General features: G+C 62.0%; 16 protein-coding genes. 10 read left to right on the plus strand and 6 right to left on the minus strand.

Features of this window, described 5'->3' with window-relative positions:
- The first annotated feature begins 102 nt into the window (after positions 1-102).
- The gene (gyrB, locus tag ATY75_RS07120) at positions 103-2,538 is read left to right on the plus strand and encodes a DNA topoisomerase (ATP-hydrolyzing) subunit B (RefSeq protein ID WP_064841218.1); all 2,436 of its coding nucleotides are present in this window, start codon (positions 103-105) and stop codon (positions 2,536-2,538) included.
- 67 nt (positions 2,539-2,605) lie between these two features.
- Here gyrB and ATY75_RS07125 read toward each other — a convergent pair whose 3' ends face one another.
- Together ATY75_RS07125 and ATY75_RS07130 are read right to left on the minus strand one after the other, a co-directional pair.
- Complete coding sequence (locus tag ATY75_RS07125; protein WP_088936983.1) at positions 2,606-3,205, minus strand: nitroreductase family protein; 600 nt, start codon at positions 3,203-3,205, stop codon at positions 2,606-2,608.
- Between the two features lie 45 nt (positions 3,206-3,250).
- Positions 3,251-3,535 (minus strand): DUF2218 domain-containing protein, encoded by a 285-nt coding sequence (locus ATY75_RS07130; protein ID WP_088936984.1) that lies wholly within the window; start codon positions 3,533-3,535, stop codon positions 3,251-3,253.
- A 312-nt stretch (positions 3,536-3,847) separates the two neighbouring features.
- Here ATY75_RS07130 and ATY75_RS07135 point away from each other — a divergent pair, with 312 nt between their 5' ends.
- The 9 genes from ATY75_RS07135 to ATY75_RS07175 all read left to right on the plus strand — a co-directional run bounded on the left by ATY75_RS07135 (position 3,848) and on the right by ATY75_RS07175 (position 12,733).
- Positions 3,848-4,690, plus strand: coding sequence for a fumarylacetoacetate hydrolase family protein (locus tag ATY75_RS07135; RefSeq protein ID WP_088936985.1), 843 nt, complete (start codon positions 3,848-3,850; stop codon positions 4,688-4,690).
- 202 nt (positions 4,691-4,892) lie between these two features.
- Complete coding sequence (phaZ, locus tag ATY75_RS07140; protein WP_088936986.1) at positions 4,893-6,176, plus strand: polyhydroxyalkanoate depolymerase; 1,284 nt, start codon at positions 4,893-4,895, stop codon at positions 6,174-6,176.
- Positions 6,177-6,320: 144 nt separating this feature from the next.
- Entirely contained in the window at positions 6,321-6,755 is a 435-nt protein-coding gene (locus tag ATY75_RS07145; protein WP_003571403.1) for a DUF2852 domain-containing protein, read from the plus strand.
- An 87-nt stretch (positions 6,756-6,842) separates the two neighbouring features.
- Positions 6,843-7,601, plus strand: coding sequence for a SprT family zinc-dependent metalloprotease (locus tag ATY75_RS07150; protein ID WP_088936987.1), 759 nt, complete (start codon positions 6,843-6,845; stop codon positions 7,599-7,601).
- A 75-nt stretch (positions 7,602-7,676) separates the two neighbouring features.
- Positions 7,677-8,345, plus strand: coding sequence for a phosphoribosylanthranilate isomerase (locus tag ATY75_RS07155; RefSeq protein WP_088936988.1), 669 nt, complete (start codon positions 7,677-7,679; stop codon positions 8,343-8,345).
- A 2-nt stretch (positions 8,346-8,347) separates the two neighbouring features.
- Positions 8,348-9,568, plus strand: a complete 1,221-nt coding sequence (gene trpB / locus ATY75_RS07160; protein WP_088936989.1) for a tryptophan synthase subunit beta — start codon at positions 8,348-8,350, stop codon at positions 9,566-9,568.
- A gap of 3 nt (positions 9,569-9,571) precedes the next feature.
- Complete coding sequence (gene trpA, locus ATY75_RS07165) at positions 9,572-10,411, plus strand: tryptophan synthase subunit alpha (RefSeq protein WP_088936990.1); 840 nt, start codon at positions 9,572-9,574, stop codon at positions 10,409-10,411.
- 39 nt (positions 10,412-10,450) lie between these two features.
- A complete protein-coding gene (accD, locus tag ATY75_RS07170) occupies positions 10,451-11,356 on the plus strand; it encodes an acetyl-CoA carboxylase, carboxyltransferase subunit beta (protein ID WP_064835468.1) in 906 nt (301 codons plus the stop codon).
- A gap of 24 nt (positions 11,357-11,380) precedes the next feature.
- A complete protein-coding gene (locus ATY75_RS07175; protein ID WP_190241324.1) occupies positions 11,381-12,733 on the plus strand; it encodes a folylpolyglutamate synthase/dihydrofolate synthase family protein in 1,353 nt (450 codons plus the stop codon).
- A 73-nt stretch (positions 12,734-12,806) separates the two neighbouring features.
- Here the strand turns inward: ATY75_RS07175 and trxA are convergent, their stop codons facing one another.
- The 4 genes from trxA to ATY75_RS07195 form a co-directional block, all read right to left on the minus strand.
- On the minus strand, positions 12,807-13,127 hold the full coding sequence (gene trxA, locus ATY75_RS07180) for a thioredoxin (RefSeq protein ID WP_004672616.1): 321 nt from the start codon (positions 13,125-13,127) through the stop codon (positions 12,807-12,809).
- Positions 13,128-13,198: 71 nt separating this feature from the next.
- Positions 13,199-16,750, minus strand: a complete 3,552-nt coding sequence (gene addA / locus ATY75_RS07185) for a double-strand break repair helicase AddA (protein WP_088936992.1) — start codon at positions 16,748-16,750, stop codon at positions 13,199-13,201.
- Entirely contained in the window at positions 16,743-19,937 is a 3,195-nt protein-coding gene (gene addB, locus ATY75_RS07190) for a double-strand break repair protein AddB (RefSeq protein WP_088936993.1), read from the minus strand. The genes addA and addB overlap by 8 nt, the downstream gene beginning before the upstream one ends.
- A 3-nt stretch (positions 19,938-19,940) precedes the next feature.
- Complete coding sequence (locus tag ATY75_RS07195; RefSeq protein ID WP_088936994.1) at positions 19,941-20,672, minus strand: nucleotidyltransferase family protein; 732 nt, start codon at positions 20,670-20,672, stop codon at positions 19,941-19,943.
- Positions 20,673-20,679: the final 7 nt, after the last annotated feature.

The raw sequence follows: 20,679 nt of genomic DNA on the forward strand, positions 1-20,679 counted from the left end.
CATTGGGAAGTGTGCCCAAAAAACCTATATACGAGAGTGAAGAAAGCCGGTGATTCGCAAGGCCCGCCGCAGCTTTACGACAACAGGGAAAATCTCGACAGAATGAGCGATACATCCGCGACGGAAAACGGCGTAAGCACCGAATATGGCGCAGATTCCATCAAGGTTCTGAAGGGCCTTGATGCCGTGCGCAAACGCCCCGGCATGTATATCGGCGATACCGACGACGGCTCCGGCCTTCATCACATGGTCTACGAAGTCGTCGACAACGCCATCGACGAAGCGCTTGCCGGCCATGCCGACATCGTCACCGTCTCGCTCAATCCGGATGGCTCGGTGACGGTCACCGATAACGGCCGCGGCATCCCGACCGATATTCATACCGGTGAAGGCGTATCGGCGGCCGAAGTCATCATGACGCAGCTCCATGCCGGCGGTAAGTTCGACCAGAATTCCTACAAGGTTTCCGGCGGTCTGCACGGCGTTGGCGTCTCCGTCGTCAACGCATTGTCCGTCTGGCTGAAACTGAAGATCCGCCGCCAGGGCAAGATCCATGAAATGAGCTTCACCCACGGCGTGGCGGATGCGCCGCTGAAGGTCACGGGCGAAGCGCCTGACGAAACCGGCACCGAAGTGAGCTTCATGCCGAGCAGCGATACCTTCACCATGACGGAGTTCGACTACGGCACGCTGGAGCATCGTCTGCGCGAGCTCGCCTTCCTGAACTCGGGCGTGCGCATCCTGCTGACCGACAAGCGCCACTCCGATATCAAGCAGGAAGAACTGCGTTATGACGGCGGCCTCGAGGCCTTCGTTGCCTATCTCGACCGGGCCAAGAAGTCGCTCGTCGACAAGCCGGTCGCCATCCGCGGCGAAAAGGACGGCATCACCGTCGAAGTCGCGATGTGGTGGAACGACAGCTATCACGAGAACGTGCTCTGCTTCACCAACAATATTCCCCAGCGCGACGGCGGCACCCATATGGCCGGCTTCCGCGCGGCACTGACGCGCCAGGTGGTTTCCTATGCCGACAATTCCGGCATCACCAAAAAGGAAAAGGTGACGCTGCAGGGCGAAGATTGCCGCGAGGGCCTGACCGCGGTGCTGTCGGTCAAGGTGCCCGATCCGAAATTCTCCTCGCAGACCAAAGACAAGCTCGTCTCCTCGGAAGTGCGTCCCGTTGTCGAAAGTCTCGTCAACGAGGCGCTGAACACCTGGTTTGAAGAGCATCCGAGCGAAGCCAAGATTCTCGTCGGCAAGGTCGTCGAGGCCGCCGCGGCGCGCGAAGCGGCCCGCAAGGCCCGCGAATTGACCCGCCGCAAGGGTGCTCTCGATATTGCCTCGCTGCCGGGCAAGCTGGCCGACTGCTCCGAACGTGACCCGGCAAAATCCGAAGTCTTCCTCGTCGAGGGCGATTCCGCCGGCGGCTCGGCCAAGCAGGGCCGGTCGCGCGAAAACCAGGCGATCCTGCCGTTGCGCGGCAAGATCCTGAACGTCGAACGCGCCCGTTTCGACAAGATGCTGTCGAGCCAGGAAATCGGCACGCTGATCACCGCGCTCGGCACCGGCATCGGCAAGGACGAGTTCAATGCCGAGAAGCTTCGCTACCACAAGATCATCATCATGACGGACGCCGATGTCGACGGCGCCCATATCCGCACCCTGCTGCTGACCTTCTTCTTCCGCCAGATGCCGGAGCTGATCGAGCGCGGCCATCTCTACATCGCTCAGCCGCCGCTCTATAAGGTCGCCCGCGGCAAGTCGGTGCAGTATCTGAAGGACGAAAAGGCGCTCGAGGAATATCTCATCAGCCAGGGCCTGGAAGATGCCGCGCTGAAGCTCGGCAGCGGCGAAGTCCGCACCGGCCAGGATCTGCGCGAAGTCATCCTCGACGCGTTGCGCATGCGCGCTTTGCTCGACAATCTCCATTCGCGTTACAATCGTGCGGCCATCGAACAGGCGGCAATCGCCGGCGCCCTCAATGCCGAACTCGTCAGCGACCGGACGCGAGCGCAGGCACTGGCGAGCGAAGTGGCAAGCCGTCTCGACATCATCGCCGAGGAAACCGAACGCGGCTGGCAGGGCGATCTGACCAGCGATGGCGGCCTGCGCCTTGAACGCATGGTTCGCGGCGTCAAGGAGATCGTCGTACTCGACATGGCGCTGATCGGCTCCTCGGATGCCCGGCACATCGACCAGCTGGCGTCACGCCTCAAGGAAATCTACCAGACCCCGCCGTCGCTGCATCGCCGCGAAGGCGACCTCGAGATCTCGGGCCCGCGCGCCTTGCTCGACGCAATCTTCGCCACCGGCCGCAAGGGCCTGACCATGCAGCGATACAAGGGTCTTGGCGAGATGAATGCCGAGCAGCTCTGGGAAACGACGCTTGATCCGAACGTACGCTCGCTGCTGCAGGTCAAGGTCAACGACGCCACCGATGCCGACGGCCTCTTCGCCCGGCTGATGGGTGACGAAGTCGAGCCACGGCGCGAATTCATCCAGGACAACGCGCTGAGCGTCGCAAACCTCGATATCTGATCAATATTTTCTCAGCAAAAGGCCCCGCTGTTCTCGAACCGCGGGGCCGTTGTTTGTCCGGTTTCGCTCAATTCGCAACGAAACGGCCGTTAAAGGCGACCTCGGAGAGCGGTTTGCGCTGGCTGGGAAATTCGCGGGCCTGATTGCGTTCGGAGAGGACGGTTTTATCAGCCAGACGGCCAACGGCAACACCCGCCTCGACCCTGTATCCCGCGGGAATGCCGAAGGTCTTCATGATGTCCTCGTGTTTGATGCCGCCCATGCCATGGGCATAGAAACCGGAGAGGCGGGCCTGCAGGGACAGGTGGCCCCATGCCGCGCCGGCATCGAAGGAATGCGTGTAGCTCGGCTTTTCCTCGCCGGAACCGGCAGCCCCGGTGAAGCTTCGCGACACGACGAAGACCAGCGCTGACGCATTCCTAGCCCATTCCTGATTGGCATCGACGAGCAATGCGACGAATTTCTCCCAATGCTGTGAACCCTTCAGGGCATAGATGAAGCGCCACGGCTGCTGGTTGGAAGACGACGGCGCCCAATGGGCGGCGTCGAGCAGGCTGAGAAGCTGCGCCTCCTCGATGATTTCGCCGGTGAAGGCGCGCGGCGACCAGCGATCGAGAAACATCGGATCGATCGGATATTGGGATTCGCGGCTGTTGCTTTTTGTCATGCTGGTTCCGGGCGTTGGGGACAGAAATTCGGATCGGGGTTGGATTCAGTCCGTCCATACGATGTCGAGTTCCTCGCGAAAGGCGAAGCGCTTTAGATGATCATCGATGACACCCTGCATCCTTGCCTGTTGCGCGGGGTCGGCGACGGAAAGTGCCATGGTCAACGTCGCTTCGTCGGCGGCAAACATCACCTCGGCCGTATCGCTGAACGGTACCCGGCCCTTGTGCGGATCGAAATCGACGCTGAATTTATGGCTCCAGTGTTTGCACAGCTGCTGCAGATAGCGGCTTGCATGTTCCGTGCGCACGACAGCCTGGGAGAGATGCATTTTCGAACTCCACGTGATCTTCGTAACCGGAAGTCATATTTCCTGCTTTGTCGGCTTGGCAAGCGCTGCAACGTCGCAGTTTGGGTGCACAGACTGTCCTCGTAAAAGCGGCTATACTCGACAAAGATCATTCCCGTCGGTCCCGAATCTTGAGGAAAGTTTCAGAGCGTAAGGCGCAATTCAATGCGGTTTGTGCCGAAATCCGTCCGAATTCGAGGAAAGCCGTACCGCTTCGCGGCAAAGCCGTAATGACACCGGTGAATAATTCGTTCATAGGTGACTGCAAATCCGTTTTCGATGAGGAGGACTTCCATGAAGCTGATGCGTGTTGGCCAAGCAGGCAGTGAAAAACCTGCGCTTCTCGATGCCGATGGCAAGATTCGCGATCTCTCCGGCCATGTCGCCGATATCGCCGGCGAGGCGATCTCACCGGCTGGCCTCGCAAGGATAGCGGCAATCGATCCGAAGAGCCTGCCGGAACTTGAGCCCGGCCGCATCGGCGCCTGCGTTGCCGGCACCGGCAAATTCATCTGCATCGGCCTCAATTTCTCCGACCATGCCGCTGAAACCGGCGCCACGGTGCCGCCCGAGCCGGTGATCTTCATGAAGGCGACCTCGGCCATCGTTGGTCCAAACGACAGCGTCCGGATCCCGCGCGGTTCGGAAAAGACCGATTGGGAGGTCGAACTCGGCGTCGTCATCGGCAAGACCGCGAAATATGTCAGCGAAGCCGACGCGCTCGATTACGTCGCCGGCTATTGCGTGTCGCATGATGTTTCCGAGCGCGCCTTCCAGACGGAACGCGCCGGTCAGTGGACCAAGGGCAAATCCTGCGACACTTTCGGGCCGATCGGTCCCTGGCTGGTCACCAAGGACGAGATCGCCGATCCGCAAAACCTCGGCATGTGGCTGAAGGTCAACGGCCAGACGATGCAGAACGGCTCGTCCAAGACCATGGTCTATGGTGTCGCCCACATCGTTGCCTATCTCAGCCAGTTCATGTCGCTGCATCCGGGCGACGTCATCTCCACCGGAACGCCTCCGGGCGTCGGCATGGGCATGAAACCGCCACATTATCTCAAGGCCGGCGACGTGGTCGAACTCGGCATCGAGGGTCTCGGCACGCAGAAGCAGACCTTCCTAGCGGATCATTAACGACGCTTTCTGCTGAAAAACTTAAGTTTTCCAGTCGATACTGATGCCGGAGAGTCACTTCTCCGGCATTTCTTGTGCGGGTCTGGTTCGTCCATGTTGCTGTGCAACAAAAAACTGTTAGTCTGAGTAACGTGCCCGCGTAACGGAAAGATTCGATGCCTTTCAATCGGCGTCATCTTTTCGATAGAGAAAGGTGGCGCCTTTGTTTTATCAGCTTTATGAATTGAATCATGCTGCCATGGCGCCGTTTCGCGCCGCGGCCGATATCATACGGTTTGCCTATGCCAACCCGCTCAATCCGTTTTCGCATACGCCGCTCGGCCGGACGATGGCGGCCAGTCTCGAAATGTTCGAACGCACGACGCGGCGCTATGGCAAGCCGGAATTCGGCCTGAAGCAGACGGCGGTCGGCGGTCAAACGTTTTCCGTCCGCGAGGAGATCGTCTGGTCGCGGCCCTTCTGCAATCTCCTGCATTTCGCCCGCAATGTTCCAGCCGCCGCTCGCAGCAGCAACGATCCGCGCATCCTGATTGTTGCGCCGATGTCCGGCCATTATGCGACGCTGTTGCGCGGCACGGTAGAGGCGCTGCTGCCGAGTGCCGATGTCTACATCACCGACTGGATCGACGCCCGCATGGTGCCGATGACGGAGGGCACTTTCGATTTCGACGACTATGTCGACTACGTCATCGAGATGCTGCATTTCCTCGGTCACGACACGCATGTGATCGCCGTCTGTCAGCCTTCCGTTCCGGTGCTGGCTGCCGCTGCGGTCATGGAAGAGGCCAATGATCCGCTGTCGCCGGCGTCAATGACGCTGATGGGCGGCCCGATCGACACGCGCATCAACCCGACGGCGGTCAACAAGCTCGCCCAGGAGCGGTCGCTGCAGTGGTTCTCCGACAATGCCATCATGAACGTGCCCTGGCCGCAGCCGGGCTTCATGCGACCGGTCTATCCGGGATTCCTGCAGCTTTCGGGATTCATGTCGATGAATCTCGACCGGCATCTCGTCGCCCACAAGGAATTCTTCATGCATCTCGTGAAGAACGACGGCGAACCGGAAAAACATCGCGATTTCTACGACGAATATCTCGCTGTCATGGATCTGACGGCCGAATTCTACCTGCAGACGGTCGAGCAAGTCTTCATCAGGCATTCGCTGCCGAAGGGCGAACTGATGCATCGCGGCAAACGCGTCGATCCGGCGGCAATCCGCAAAGTGGCGCTGCTGACCGTCGAAGGTGAGAATGACGATATCTCGGGGGTCGGCCAGACAAAGGCGGCGCAGACGATCTGCGTGAACATTCCTGAACATATGCGCATGCACTATCTGCAGCCGGATGTCGGTCATTATGGTGTTTTCAACGGCTCGCGGTTCCGCCGCGAGATCGCGCCGCGCATCCTCGATTTCGTCCGCCAGCATTCCCGTTCTGCCGCCAAGCCTCCGGTCCCGCGTGTCATCAAGGGCGGCAAAACAGCCTGATTAAGGCATTGCTGAATTAGAAGAGCGGATTCAAGACCTTGTCCGATTTCGCGGGCAATCGTCTTGAAGGTGGTTATTGCGGTAACCACATCGATTTCAGCGTTCGGTATTCTGCCGGGCGTGGAAAGCGAGGATACCCGCACGATGAACCAGTCAGCATTGCTTCGACCGGATTGGACTCCGGCTACCATTGCCCTGATGATTCTCGGCTTCATGGTTTTCTGGCCTCTGGGTCTTGCCATGCTTGCCTACATCATCTTCGGCGACCGTCTGCGCGGCTTCAAGCGTGACGTCAACCAGGCGACCGATGGCTTTTTTGCCTCCTGCCGCCGTTCGAACGGCCGTCACCGCCCGCATTTCTCGACCGGCAACGTCGCCTTCGACGACTGGCGCAAGGCCGAGATCGACCGGATCGAGGAAGAGCGCCGCAAGCTCGATGAAATGCGCGAGGAATTCGACGCCTATATGCGCGAACTTCGCCGCGCCAAGGACCAGGAAGAGTTCGATCGCTTCATGCGCGACCGCAAGAACGCCAAGCGTGACGACAACGGCCCGGTCGCCGAATACCAGACGCCATGACGGCCTGAACGCCGAATTGATGACCGGCATCTTCCGATGCCGGTTTTTCTATGTCCGCTCCGCCGGCGAATCGGATAGAAAATACCCATGTTCTCGCTTTTGAAGACAAGGCCGAAAGCCCGGAAACCGGCGCCGCCCGAAACGCGGACGCTTGATGTGGCCGGCCGGCTGATGCCGTTGACCATCAAGCAGCACGACCGGGCGACCCGCATCACCTTGCGTATCGAGCCGGGCGGCCGGGCCTTGAAGATGACGGTGCCGAAAGGTCTTGCGGCGCGTGAGGTCAATGCCTTTCTCGATCGGCACCAGGGGTGGCTGCTCACCAAACTTGCCAAGTTTTCGACCGATGCCGGCCTGCGCGACGGCGGCGAAATTCTTTTTCGCGGCGTTTCCCACTGCATCCAGCATACCGGCAGCTTGCGCGGGCTGACGGAGGCGATTTCGATAGACGGCAGACCGGTGCTGCGGGTCAGCGGCATGGAGGAACATGTCGGACGGCGCATCGCGGCCTTTCTGAAGAAGGAGGCGCGGGCCGAACTCGTAACGCTGGCAACGATGCATGCCGGAACGATCCGGGCGTCGATCCGTTCGATCTCGATGAAGGATACGCGCAGCCGCTGGGGCTCGTGCTCGTCGGAGGGAAATCTGAGCTTTTCCTGGCGCATCGTCATGGCGCCGCCTTCGGTGATCGATTATCTCGCCGCCCATGAGGTTGCCCATCTCAAGGAAATGAATCACGGGCCGCACTTCTGGGCGCTCTGCCGCAAACTTTGCCCCGGCATGGACGAAGCGAAATCCTGGCTGAAGCGGCACGGCAGCCAGTTGCATGCCATTGATTTCGACTAGCCGAAAGGCGCTCTAAATACAGCTTTCCGTGCAAATTGGCTCGACTCTTGCCGCGTTTCGTGTCACTTCGCTGCCATGAGACCGGATATCAAGATCTGCGGCTTGACGACGCCTGATGCTGTCGATCGCGCGCTGACGCGCGGCGCGACCCATATCGGTTTTATTTTCTTCGAAAAGAGCCCCCGTTATATTGAGCCGGACCTGGCGGCAAAACTGGCCGAACCGGCGCGCGGCAAGGCGAAGATCGTCGCCGTCGTCGTCGATCCCAGCAATGACGAGCTGGACGAGATCGTCTCGCTGTTGAAACCGGATATTCTGCAGCTCCACGGCAATGAGAGCCCCGAACATGTGCTGACCATAAAGGCGCTTTACGGTCTGCCTGTGATGAAGGTGTTTTCGGTGCGCACCGCCGACGATCTGAAACGCGTCGAGGCCTATATCGGCATTGCCGATCGCTTTCTCTTCGATGCAAAAGCGCCGAAGGGTTCCGAATTGCCGGGTGGCAACGGCATTTCCTTCGACTGGAGCCTTCTGAGCTGGCTCGACGGCAGCATCGACTACATGCTCTCCGGCGGGCTGAACAAGAACAATGTCGCGGATGCGCTGGTGAAGACCAAGGCACGTGGTATCGACGTCTCCTCGGGTGTCGAAACAGCACCCGGCGTGAAGAGCGTCGCAATGATCGATGAATTTTTCGATGCGGTCGAAGAGGCGAATGCGCCTGTCGTGGCCTCAGGGAGTTGAGAGTGAACGAAACGCCTAAACCGAATTCCTTCCGTTCCGGGCCTGACGAAGACGGCCGTTTCGGCATTTATGGCGGTCGTTTCGTTGCCGAAACACTGATGCCGTTGATCCTCGATCTGCAGGACGAGTGGGACAGGGCCAAGAACGATCCGGCATTCCAGGCCGAGTTGAAGCATCTTGGCGCCCATTATATCGGCCGCCCGAGCCCGCTCTATTTCGCCGAGCGGCTGACGGCCGAACTCGGCGGCGCGAAAATTTATTTCAAGCGCGAGGAACTGAACCACACCGGTTCGCATAAGATCAACAATTGCATTGGCCAGATCCTGCTGGCCAAGCGCATGGGCAAGACCCGGATCATCGCCGAAACCGGCGCCGGCCAGCATGGTGTCGCCTCCGCCACCGTTGCCGCCCGCTTCGGCCTTCCCTGTGTCGTCTATATGGGCGCCACCGACGTCGAGCGTCAGGCGCCGAACGTTTTCCGCATGAAACTGCTCGGCGCCGAGGTCAAACCGGTGACGGCGGGCAGCGGCACGCTGAAGGACGCCATGAACGAGGCGCTTCGCGACTGGGTCACCAATGTCGAGGATACCTACTACCTGATCGGAACGGCGGCCGGTCCGCATCCCTATCCGGAGATGGTCCGCGATTTTCAGTCGGTGATCGGCACGGAAGCGAAAGAGCAGATGCTGGCAGCCGAAGGCCGCCTGCCGGATCTCGTCGTCGCTGCCGTCGGCGGCGGTTCGAACGCGATCGGCATTTTCCATCCTTTCCTCGATGATCCGACAGTGAAGATCGTCGGCGTCGAAGCCGGCGGCAAGGGCCTGCAAGGCGACGAACATTGCGCGTCGATCACCGCCGGTTCACCTGGCGTGCTGCACGGCAACCGCACCTATCTGCTGCAGGATGGCGACGGCCAGATCAAGGAAGGCCATTCGATTTCGGCCGGTCTCGATTATCCCGGCATCGGCCCCGAGCATTCCTGGCTGAACGATACCGGCCGCGTCGACTATGTGCCGATCATGGATCACGAAGCGCTTGAGGCCTTCCAGACCCTGACCCGCCTCGAAGGCATCATCCCGGCGCTCGAACCCTCGCACGCGATTGCCGAGGTGATCAAGCGCGCACCGAAGATGGGCAAGGACGAGATCATCCTGATGAACCTGTCCGGCCGCGGCGACAAGGATATCTTTACCGTCGGCAAGATTCTGGGAATGGGACTGTAAGACATGACCGCACGCATGGACAAACGCTTTGCCGAGCTGAAGGCCGAGGGCCGTCCGGCGCTTGTGACCTATTTCATGGGCGGCGATCCTGATTACGACACCTCGCTCGGCATCATGAAGGCGCTGCCGGAAGCGGGCTCCGACATCATCGAGCTCGGCATGCCCTTTTCCGATCCGATGGCCGACGGCCCGGCGATCCAGCTTGCCGGCCAGCGGGCGCTGAAAGCCGGCCAGACGCTGAAGAAGACGCTGCAGCTGGCGGCCGATTTCCGCAAGACCAACGACGCCACGCCGATCGTCATGATGGGCTACTACAACCCGATCTATATTTACGGCGTCGAGACCTTCCTCGACGACGCGCTCGCTGCCGGCATCGACGGCCTGATCGTCGTCGATCTGCCGCCTGAAATGGACGACGAACTCTGCATCCCGGCGATCCGCAAAGGCATCAATTTCATTCGCCTGGCGACGCCGACGACGGATGAGAAGCGTCTGCCGAAGGTTTTGAAGAACACCTCCGGCTTCGTCTATTACGTCTCGATGAACGGCATCACCGGTTCGGCGCTGCCGGATCCGTCGCTGGTTTCGGGCGCGGTCGAACGCATCAAGCAGCATACCAAGCTGCCCGTCTGCGTCGGCTTCGGCGTCAAGACGGCGGAACATGCCAAGGTCATCGGCGGTTCGGCCGACGGCGTGGTCGTCGGCACCGCCATCGTCAATCAGGTCGCCACGAGCTTGACCGCGGACGGAAAGGCGACGGCGGACACGGTTCAGGCTGTTGCCACGCTGGTGCGCGGCCTTTCCACGGGAACCCGTTCGGCGCGCCTTGTTGCTGCCGAATAGTTTGCCCACATTGGCACCAGTCAGTTAGGAGAATTCGAGTTGAACTGGATCACCAACTACGTTCGCCCGCGGATCAATTCCATGCTGGGCCGTCGCGAAGTGCCGGAGAACCTCTGGATCAAGTGCCCGGAAACCGGCGAGATGGTCTTCCACAAGGATCTGGAAGGCAACAAATGGGTTATTCCGGCCTCCGGCTATCACATGAAGATGCCGGCCAAGGCCCGCCTGGCCGATCTGTTCGACAACGGCGACTATGAATCGCTGCCGCAGCCGAAGGTCGCCCAGGACCCGCTGAAATTCCGCGATTCGAAGAAATATAGCGATCGTCTGCGCGACAGCCGCCTGAAGACCGAACAGGAGGACACGATCCTTGCCGGCCTCGGAAAGGTTCAGGGACTGAAACTCGTGGCGGTCGTGCACGAATTCAACTTTATCGGCGGTTCGCTCGGCATGGCCGCCGGCGAGGCGATCGTCAAGGCTTTCGAGCGTGCGACTTCGGAAAAGTGCCCGCTGGTCATGTTCCCCGCTTCCGGCGGCGCACGCATGCAGGAAGGCATCCTGTCGCTGATGCAGCTGCCGCGCACGACGGTTGCCGTCGACCTGCTGAAGGAATCCGGTCAGCCCTATATCGTCGTCCTGACCAACCCGACCACCGGCGGCGTCACGGCTTCCTATGCCATGCTCGGCGATATTCATCTGGCTGAGCCCGGCGCCGAAATCGGCTTTGCCGGCAAGCGCGTCATCGAGCAGACCTTGCGCGAAAAACTGCCCGAAGGTTTCCAGACCTCCGAATATCTGCTGGAACATGGTATGGTTGATATGGTCGTCAAACGCCACGATATCCCGGAAACGCTGGCACGCGTCCTGAAGATCTTGACGAAGAAGCCGGTTTCGGCGGCGAATACCATGAATAGCGGCGCGATCGCTCTGGCGGCGAGCGCCTGATAACCGATAGGGCGGGGTGCCGAATTGATACCCAGAGGCCAAACCGCGGTGAGTGAGGCAGCACAGGAGATCGACAAGCTCATGGGATTGCATCCCAAGGGTTTTGATCTGTCTCTCGACCGCATCATCCGTCTTCTCGATGTGCTCGGCAATCCACACCGGAAACTGCCGCCGGTGATCCATGTCGCCGGCACCAACGGCAAGGGGTCGGTCACCGCCTTCTGCCGCGCTCTACTCGAAGCCGGCGGCTATAGCGCTCACGTCCACACCTCGCCGCATCTCGTCAATTGGCACGAGCGTTATCGCATCGGTGTGGCGGGCGGGCGCGGGCAGCTTGTCGATGACGCCGTCTTTGCCGAGGCCCTGCGGCGTGTGGCCGATGCCAATGCCGGACAGCACATCACCGTCTTCGAAATCCTGACGGCGGTCACCTTCATCCTGTTTTCCGAACAGCCGGCCGATGCCGCGATCATCGAAGTCGGCCTCGGCGGCCGCTTCGACGCCACCAATGTCATTTCCGATCCGGCCGTCTCGGTGATCATGCCGATTTCGCTGGATCATCAGCCCTATCTCGGCGACAGGGTCGAGCTGATCGCCGCCGAAAAGGCCGGCATCATGAAGCCGGGGCTTCCTGTCGTCATCGGCCACCAGGAATATGACGCGGCACTCGACGTGCTGATGTCGACGGCCGAACGGCTGCATTGCCCGAGCGCCGTCTTCGGGCAGGATTTCATGGCGCATGAGGAATATGGCCGGCTCGTCTATCAGGACGAATTCGGTCTTGCCGACCTGCCGTTGCCGCGCCTTCCAGGCCGCCATCAATATGCCAATGCCGCCGCCGCCATCCGCGCCGTCAAGGCGGCGGGTTTCACCGTCACCGAGACGATGATGGAAAAGGCGATGAATTCGGTGGAATGGCCGGGCCGGCTGCAGCGCCTGGGCGAGGGCCGGCTGCTGGCGCATGCGCCCGCCGGGGCCGAGATCTGGATCGATGGCGGGCACAATCCCGGTGCCGGCGAAGTGATCGCCGAAGCCATGGCCAATTTCGAGGAGCGCCAGTCGCGGCCGCTTTTCCTCATCATCGGCATGATCAACACCAAGGACTCGGTCGGCTATTTCAAGGCTTTCGCCGGCTTGGTCGAGAAGGTCTTCTGCGTGCCGATCCGCGGCAGCGAGGCGATGATCGACCCGGTGATCTTATCGAACGCCGCTTATGATGCCGGTTTGGTTGCCGAACCGATGTCGACGGTCGGTGAGGCCCTCGAAGCGATAAAGGCCGTTACCGATCCAGAGGGGCTGCCGCCGCGCATCCTCGTCGGTGGCTCTCTCTATCTCGTCGGCGATGTGCTGTCCGACAACGGCACGCCGCCGAAATGATGGGCGAAATGAAGAATATGAAATGAAAAAGCCCGGCATCGCCGGGCTTTTTCATCAATGCGATATCAATCGATCAGGCAGCGTTCGAAATCCAGTTGGAAAGCGCGGTCTTCGGCTTGGCGCCGACCGAGATGTCGGCAACTTCGCCGCCCTTGAAGATCGCCAGCGTCGGAATGGAGCGGACGCCGAACTGTGCGGCGAGTTCCGGATTCTCATCGATATTCAGCTTGGCGACCTTGACCTTACCTTCCATCTCGACGGAGATTTCTTCAAGGCTCGGCGCAATCATCTTGCACGGGCCGCACCATTCAGCCCAGAAATCGACGACGACGGGTTCTGCGGATTCCAGAACTTCCGACTGGAAATTGTTGATATCGACTTTCACGGTAGCCATGGGCTGCTCCTTTGCCTCGGGTGTTGAACCACATGTGATGGTGCGGTGCCAAATTTTCAATGTCCGGTATTTCACTTTGTCTTGACCGCTGCAAGCGCCAAACCGAGTACCTTTTCGCTCAGCGTATAAAGCGAGGCGTTCTCGGTATAGACGAGCATGCACTCGATCGGCTTGTCGGGATAGAGCGGCGCCAGGATCTCGCGATAGATCGCCAGCTGTGCCCGGTGGGCGAAGGGGATGGCCGCCTCTGTCGCCGGCGGCACCCGATTGGTCTTGTAATCGAGGATGACGACCCGATCGGCAAGGACGGCAAGCCGGTCGATGCGGCCGGAGACCGCATAACGTCTGTCTTCAAGCGTCAACGTTCCCATGATCGAGACCTCGGGCTGGGCCTGCGAACCGAGGACGGCCTGCAGACCCTCTTCGTCCAATAGTTTCAGAACCGAATCGACGAGCTTGCGGCGTTCGGCTTCCGGCCAGAACCGCGCCGCCCGTTCGGCATAGCGGCCTGCGGCATCGGCCCGCTCCGCAGGCGGAATTTCCGGAAGCGCCTGCAGCATGTGATGGATCAGCCGACCCTTCTCCATTGACCGATCGCTGCGCTCCTTCTCGCCGAACAGCGGCGACACGACGAGCAAGCCGCCCTCGTCTTCATCGATGATCGTCCCGGCACCGGAGGGGCTAAGCGGCCGGGGCAGCTCGGCCTGCGGCGGCAATGGCCGCAACAGACCGTCCGGCAGCCTCTCCTCGCTGTCGCGCTCCCGGCTGCGGTCGATACGCTCGAAGCTTCGTTCCACCCGCGGCACACGCCATTTGATCCCCGGCCATTCGCCATCGGGACTGGAGAATGTGGTCGCCTCCACATGCGGATGGTCGTCGCGCAGTGCCGTCGAAATCATCATATGCCAGGTGTCGTTGCTGAGACGCACGCCGCGATAGCCGCAGACGACCAGCCGGTCGGCGGCACGCGTCATGGCGACATAAAGCAATCGGCGGTATTCTTCTTCCGCGAGCATCTGGATACGAACGGCGTCGTTCTGCGTCAGCGAATTGGCGAGATCGGAGACCGGAACCCAGACGGGCATTGGCGGCTCGTCGGCGTCGGTCTCGATCAGGCGTAGCTTCGGCAGATGGGTATGGGTGAAGGCCTTCGAACCGCCGTCGACAAGGAAAACGATCGGAGCCTCGAGACCCTTGGAGGCATGCACCGTCATGATCCGCACTTCGTTGCGCCCTTTATCCTGCTCGCGCTTGACGACTGGGGCTTCGAGCTCCAGCGTCGAGATGAAGGATTGCAGCCCGGGAAGGCCGGCGCTCTCGTGGTCGAGCGTGAAGGTCAGGAATTCGTCGAGAATATCGCTGACTTCGGTGCCGAGCCGGGCCAGGAATTGCCGCCGCCCGCCATGGCTGCCCAGCACACGCGCATAGAAATCATGAACCGACAGGCTCCTGGATTGGCGAAGGAACAGCTCCAGCCTCTCCACGGCCGCGCGGAAACGCTCGGTGCCGTCGGCGGCGAAGCGTTTGAGATGGTTCCAGACGCTCTCATTGTCGCCGCGCAGGGCGGCGACCGCAAAAATATCGTCCTCGGAGAGATCGAAAAGCGGGCTTTTGAGCACGGCGGCGAGCGAAAGATCGTCTTCCGGCAGCAGCAGGAAACGGCCGAGCGCCAGCAGATCCTGCACGGCGATATGGCTGGTCAGTATCAGTCGGTCGGCGCCGGCGACCGGAATGTCGCCGCGGCGTTTCAAGGCGCGCGTCAAGGCATTGACGAAGGCGTCGCGTTTGCGCACCAGCACTAGGATGTCGCCAGCTTCGATCAGGCGTTCTTTGCCTTTGTCGATGATCGTCTCGCGGCCGACGAGCGCGCCGATCGAATGGGCGATCCGCCTCGCCAGGATTGCGGCCGGCGCGCTTTCCGGCGTCGCGTCGAAGGGCGCCGTCCAGTCCTCCTCCTTGACCACCGCCTCAGGCGCGACCATCTCCCAGAGATCGACGGCGCCGGGATGCCCGATGCGGCTGGAGCGATGCACGACCGGTTCGTTAAGCGCGCTGAGGCCGCGCGAATTGTCGGGTTCCCTGAAAATATGGTCGACGGCCTCGAGCACATCGGCGGTCGAGCGGAAGGAAAGCGGCAGCCGCACGGAGGAAAAATTCTGCCCGCTGTCGGACACGCGCCGCCGCGTCCGGTCGCTTTCCTCGGAAAACCGCTCCGGCCGTGCCCCTTGAAAGGAATAGATCGACTGTTTCTCGTCGCCGACGGCAAAGAGCGTGCGCACGATCGGCCGGGCGCTTTCGCCGGAGAAGAAATCCTCGGCGAGCGACTGGATGACGCTCCACTGGATCGGGCTGGTATCCTGCGCCTCGTCGACGAGGATATGGTCGATGCCGCGATCGAGCTTGTAGTGGATCCAGGGGCCGACGCCGCTCTTCGTCAGCAGGTCGGCGGTGCGGGTGATCAGGTCCTCGAAATCGAGCTGGCTGCGCTGCTTCTTCAATTCCTCATAGTCGTGATTCAGCCGGTCGGCGAGCACGAGGGCGGCATGCGTGGCGCCGTACATCCGCATCAGTTTCAGCCGGTCGCGGCTTGCGGCGACATGGGCGCGAGCCGCGGCGATGGCGTTCGCCAGCTGCGGTGCTTCGGCAAGCATGGCCTTGACCGTGAATTGTGAATCCGCCTTCGGTTCGCCCTTCACCGTCAGAAAGATTTTCTCGAGAAACTCCGCGCGTTTTGCATCATCGCGTTCCCGCCCGGCAAGCCTGAGGCCGTAGGCAACTTCCTGCGCCTTCGCGCCGCCCTTCTGGTCGGCAAGCGACAGATAAAGCTCCAGCATGCCGCCGCTAAGCTCCGGCAGCGGCCAATATTGCGCTGCGATCCGGCTTTCGGTGTCATCGGGCGTGAGACCGAGCCTTTCGCGCAAAACCATCTCGACACCGCCCTGCTGTTCGGCCGCCGCGGTGAAACGACGGATGGCGTTGCGGTTGGCGACGATGTCGCCGAGCAGGTTCTCCAGTCCGGACTCGTCGCCGAGATCGAGCACATAGGCGAATGCCTCGGCAAGGGCGCTGTCTCCCTCAGGCGCGGAAGCCGTCAGCAGCGCCCGGCGGGCGTCGGAAAGCAGCGCCACTGCTGCGCGGTCGTCGAGAACCGAGAAATGCCCGGCGACGTTGGCCTCCAGCGGAAATTGATGCAGCAGCGCCTCGCAAAAGGCGTGGATCGTCTGGATCTTCAGTCCGCCGGGTGTCTCCAGCGCCTTGGCAAACAGCCGTCGAGCTTCGGCAAGTTTAATTCCGTCAGGCGCCGTCCCCTCGATCTGGGTGATCCGCCGGCCAAGAGTTTCATCGTCGAGCACCACCCAGTCCGCCAGCCGCTCAAAGACGCGGTTCGACATTTCCGAGGCGGCAGCCTTGGTATAGGTGAGGCATAAAATGGCGGACGGCCGCGCACCGGCAAGCAGAAGCCGGATGACGCGCTGGGTCAGCACATGCGTCTTGCCGGAGCCGGCATTGGCCGAGACCCATGCGGAGCGCTCGGGATCGGAGGCGATCGCCTGCTGGATCGTCGTCCAGCCGATCCAGGCGCCCGGATCGTCGTCGTTGGGAAGCGCCGTCACGTCACTCATCGCCGCCGCCTTCCTCGGTTTCTGCCGTCGACCATTCGGAGACGCGGGCGAGATGATCATAGTCGCCGCCGAAATCGAATTGCTGCGCCGGGATGAGCCGTGAGGTGAAGCCTTTCTCGCCGGATTGCAGCAGCGTCACGAACTTGACCAGCTGGTCGATCGACTCCTCGGCGAGATCCATCGCCGATTTCGCCTTGTCGCCGCGCGCCGAGCTCTCATTATTGACGGTGTCGACCTGAAAGCGGCGTCCGGGCCGCAAGCGGACATAGAGCAGGTCCTGCGGCACGAGACTGCCGGCATCACGGAAGGCGCCGCCGCGCAAGGCCGCCGCTTCGAGCGCAAGCTGCGGATCGAGGAGCACGCGTGCCTGCGTCGGCGAGGGATTGTAGCCGGTCTTGTAGTCGATGATATCGGCGGCGTTCGGTCCGGTGACGTCGATCCGGTCGGCAACACCGTTGAGCCGGATATTGATCGGTTCCAGTCCGATGCCGCCGCGAACCTCCGTCAGCGTCTTGCGGATGCCCGGCCGCCGTCCCGCCTCCCAGTCGAGGAAGGCGCTGGCCACCGCGCGAAAGCGTGGCCGCCACACGGCATCGATATGCGGCGGCAGCTGCTCCATGTCGAAAAGCTCGGAAAGGATACGCTCCATCGCCGCTGTTGCCTCAGGCGTGCCGGCGACATGGGCCTCGCGAATGAACCGGTCGATGATCTTGTGGTAGAGCGTGCCGCGTTCGGCCGCTCCGGGATCGCGGTTGAACGCATCGACGGGATCGAGGCGCAGGATGCGGCGGGCATAGATGGCGTAGGGGTCCCGGCGCAGCCGGCCGACTTCGCTGAAGGAGTAGGATGTCGGCTGCAGTGCCAGCGGTGGTTTCGGCGAGGGTCGCTGTGCTGGTGCCTGGGCTTCTCCGCGATCGATCAGGCCGGCCCATTGGAGGAACCGGTTGCCGCGTCCCTTCAATTCGGCTTCGAACGCCTCTCCGGCAAGCGCCAGCAGCCGCTGCAGCCAGCGCGAGGCGACCGTCGGTGTCGAGCCCTGGCGCAGCGCGCGCGCATAGATCAGATGGCGTGTGCCGTTCGCCATTTCGAAGTCGTGCGCCAGCTGGCCGATGCGCCGTTCCGGCGGCTCCAGTCCGATCTCCGTCTTCATCATGCGCGGAATGAAGGGATTGTTGGCGGTCTGCCCTGGCCAGGTGCCCTCGTTCAGACCGCCGAGGATCAGCGTATCGACGCCCTGCAGGCGGGCTTCCAGCGTGCCGAAGATGAAGAGGCGGGGATGGCTGAGCGCGCGCGGCTTGACCGCATGACCGGCGGCAAGCGCTGCCATGATGTCGATCCATTGCGGCCCGTCGGCCTCCATCTGGCCGTTGGTGTCGATCACTTCGCCGAGCAGGGCGGCGAGCGCATCTCCGGCTTCACCAGACCAGAGATCGGCGAGATTGCCGTGCGGATCGGCTGCCACCGCTTCAAGCGCGCGGCCGGTGCGCTCCGCCCATTCGGACAAGGTGAAACCAGCCGTCCTCCCGCGATCTTCCGGCCGGTGCCGGATCAAGGCCGAAGCCAGCGGCTCGGTCGCCTTTGTGACCCGCCGGGCAAGGTCGTAGGCGGCATCGGCGGCGTCGGGCGAAAGCGCCTTTCGCCATTGTGGCGCGTGCCTATCCTCAGCCTGTTCGCCAAGCTGCTGGGTCAGCAACGGTTCGAGCCTGCTGATATCGACCTCGGCCACGCCGCCGCGCAACGCCAGCAGCTCGAGCGCCTCGGTGGCGGAAATCAATGTATTGCGTTCCAGGCCGAAGCGGGCCAGCGGATGTTTGAGCAACGAGACGATCGCCACGGGATCGCCCGGGCGCAATGCCGCCTCCAGCAGCAATTGCAGAAGCGTGCCCTGCGGCGTCGCCGCAAGCGGCGTGCCGGCCGAATCGTCGGCGAGGATGCCGAAGCGGGAAAGCTCCGCCATCACCCGGCGGGCAAGATTGCGGTCCGGGGTGATGAGGGCCGCCCGGCTTTCGCCGTCCTGTCCCGGTCTTTCCAATGCCAGCCGGAGCGCAATGGCAATCGCGGTCGCTTCCTCGCGTTCGTTGGCGGCTTCGATCAGCGAAACATCGGCGAAAGCCGAAGAGAGAGCGCCTTCGGGCAGCTCGCTCTTCCAGGCGCCCCAATCGCTGGTCGCCTCTGCCGGAACGAGTGCCCGGGACAGAATTTCGGCGCGCCGGTCGAGATCGGTCTCCGGCCTGTCGAGCAGCGTCACGTCGGCGCGCGTCAGCTTCAGCCGCTTGAGCAGCGATGACAGGCCATATTGCGGATGGCTTCGGCTCGCGGGATTGGCGTGCCGGCCCGGTGAAAGCTCCGGCGCCACCATCTGCCAGTGCCGTTCCGGCATGGAGAGATCAAGGCCCGGAAGCACGATCACCCCCTCGGGCAGATCGGCGACGGCGGCGATCAGATCGGCGGTGGCGGCAACCGAGCCCGTCGAACCGGCGATGATGATCGGCCCGGGGGGCTTCGTCGCCGAAAGCCTGTTTGCTTCGGCCCGCAGAATGGCGTTTCGGTGTCGTGCCGGCGAGGATTTTCCGAGCTCGGAAAGCCGCTCCGGCCAGAAGGCGCTGGCGATCTGCAGGAATTCCGCCGTCAGCTGCCACCAGGCGGCGTAGTCGCCGGTGTCGAGTTTCGACAGTTCCGACCAGTCGAGATCCTCGGTTTCGATCGAATCGATCAGTTCCGCAAGGTTGCGGGCGAGCCAGATCGCATCCGCCGGGCTTGCCGGCGCCACCAGCGGCGAATCCGAATGAATGTGGCGGACGATCTCCGGCAGTTTGTTGCGCCAGGCAAGGATCAGCCGGGCAAGCTCGAGCAGGCGGGCGGTATTCGACAGCGGCTGGGCAAGATCAATCGTTGCCGGCAGCGCCTCGTCGAAATAACCGCTGTCGTCGTCGGTTTCGCCGAGGGGACGGATGACCGGCAGGATCGCCGAGCGGCCGCCGAGCAGATCGACGAATTCCGAGCGCAGCACGCGTACGGCGCGCCGGGTCGGCAGATAGATCGTCACTCTGGCAAGCGATAGCGGATCGTCGGCCTCATGCCGGAAGAGTGGCGTCAGCCGGCCGTCGCAAAGTGTCGTCGCCAACGTTTTCAGGATGGAGAGGCCCGCCGGGATCGTCAGAATGCGTGGCTGGTGCCGTTCCGCCATAGCTCACGCGAACGCCCGCAACCTGCGGATCGTTTCCTCCGCCTCGCCGATCGCCGCCGGCGTTCCCACCGTCAGCCAGTGGCCCTCGAGCACCATGCCGAAAAGCCGCCCGCTTGCGATCGCCTTGTCGAAATAGATATTGAGATTGAAGGCATCCTGCGGCGCGTCGTCGAGCAGCGACGGGTTCATGACGATCGCGCCGGCATAGACAACGGGATTGGAGGGATCGTCGCGATACCGCGTCAGCCGGCCGTCGGCTGCCATGCCGAAATCGTTCTTGCCGTTGTGGCCCGTGGTATCCTCTATCCTCACGCAAAGCAGCGCCATATCCATGCGCGCGGCATCGAAGAATCCGGCTAAGCGCTCCAGATTCGTCGCTCGCCCCGGCTGTTCGCCGATCCAGAAGAGATCGGCATTCATGACGAAGACATTTTCGCGGGTCAGCAGCTTCAGCCCTTTCGCCAGCCCGCCGCCGGAATTCATCAGCGCCTCCCGCTCGTCGGAGATGACGATGTCGAGCCCGGGATAATTCCTCAGATGATCGAGCATCTGGTGGGCGTGATGGTGAACATTGACGGCGGCTCGTTCGACACCGGCCGCAACCAGCGAATCCAGCGCATAGTCGATCATCGGCTTGCCGTCGATCTTCACCAGCGGCTTCGGGATCGTGTCGGTGATCGGGCGCATGCGGGTTCCAAGACCCGCGGCCAGTACCATGGCTTGTCTGATGGTCATCCTGATC

Source organism: Rhizobium sp. N122, assembly GCF_002211295.1.
In the GTDB taxonomy this organism is placed as follows: Bacteria; Pseudomonadota; Alphaproteobacteria; order Rhizobiales; family Rhizobiaceae; genus Rhizobium.

Coding starts and splice junctions, on each gene's coding strand:
- ATY75_RS07145 (WP_003571403.1), top strand. CDS start 6,321: ATGAACCAGTCAGCATTGCTTCGACCGGATTGGACTCCGGCTACCATT.
- ATY75_RS07155 (WP_088936988.1), top strand. CDS start 7,677: ATGAGACCGGATATCAAGATCTGCGGCTTGACGACGCCTGATGCTGTC.
- gyrB (WP_064841218.1), top strand. CDS start 103: ATGAGCGATACATCCGCGACGGAAAACGGCGTAAGCACCGAATATGGC.
- trxA (WP_004672616.1), bottom strand. CDS start 13,127: ATGGCTACCGTGAAAGTCGATATCAACAATTTCCAGTCGGAAGTTCTG.
- ATY75_RS07130 (WP_088936984.1), bottom strand. CDS start 3,535: ATGCATCTCTCCCAGGCTGTCGTGCGCACGGAACATGCAAGCCGCTAT.
- ATY75_RS07195 (WP_088936994.1), bottom strand. CDS start 20,672: ATGACCATCAGACAAGCCATGGTACTGGCCGCGGGTCTTGGAACCCGC.
- addA (WP_088936992.1), bottom strand. CDS start 16,750: ATGAGTGACGTGACGGCGCTTCCCAACGACGACGATCCGGGCGCCTGG.
- ATY75_RS07125 (WP_088936983.1), bottom strand. CDS start 3,205: ATGACAAAAAGCAACAGCCGCGAATCCCAATATCCGATCGATCCGATG.
- trpA (WP_088936990.1), top strand. CDS start 9,572: ATGACCGCACGCATGGACAAACGCTTTGCCGAGCTGAAGGCCGAGGGC.
- ATY75_RS07135 (WP_088936985.1), top strand. CDS start 3,848: ATGAAGCTGATGCGTGTTGGCCAAGCAGGCAGTGAAAAACCTGCGCTT.
- addB (WP_088936993.1), bottom strand. CDS start 19,937: ATGGCGGAACGGCACCAGCCACGCATTCTGACGATCCCGGCGGGCCTC.
- ATY75_RS07150 (WP_088936987.1), top strand. CDS start 6,843: ATGTTCTCGCTTTTGAAGACAAGGCCGAAAGCCCGGAAACCGGCGCCG.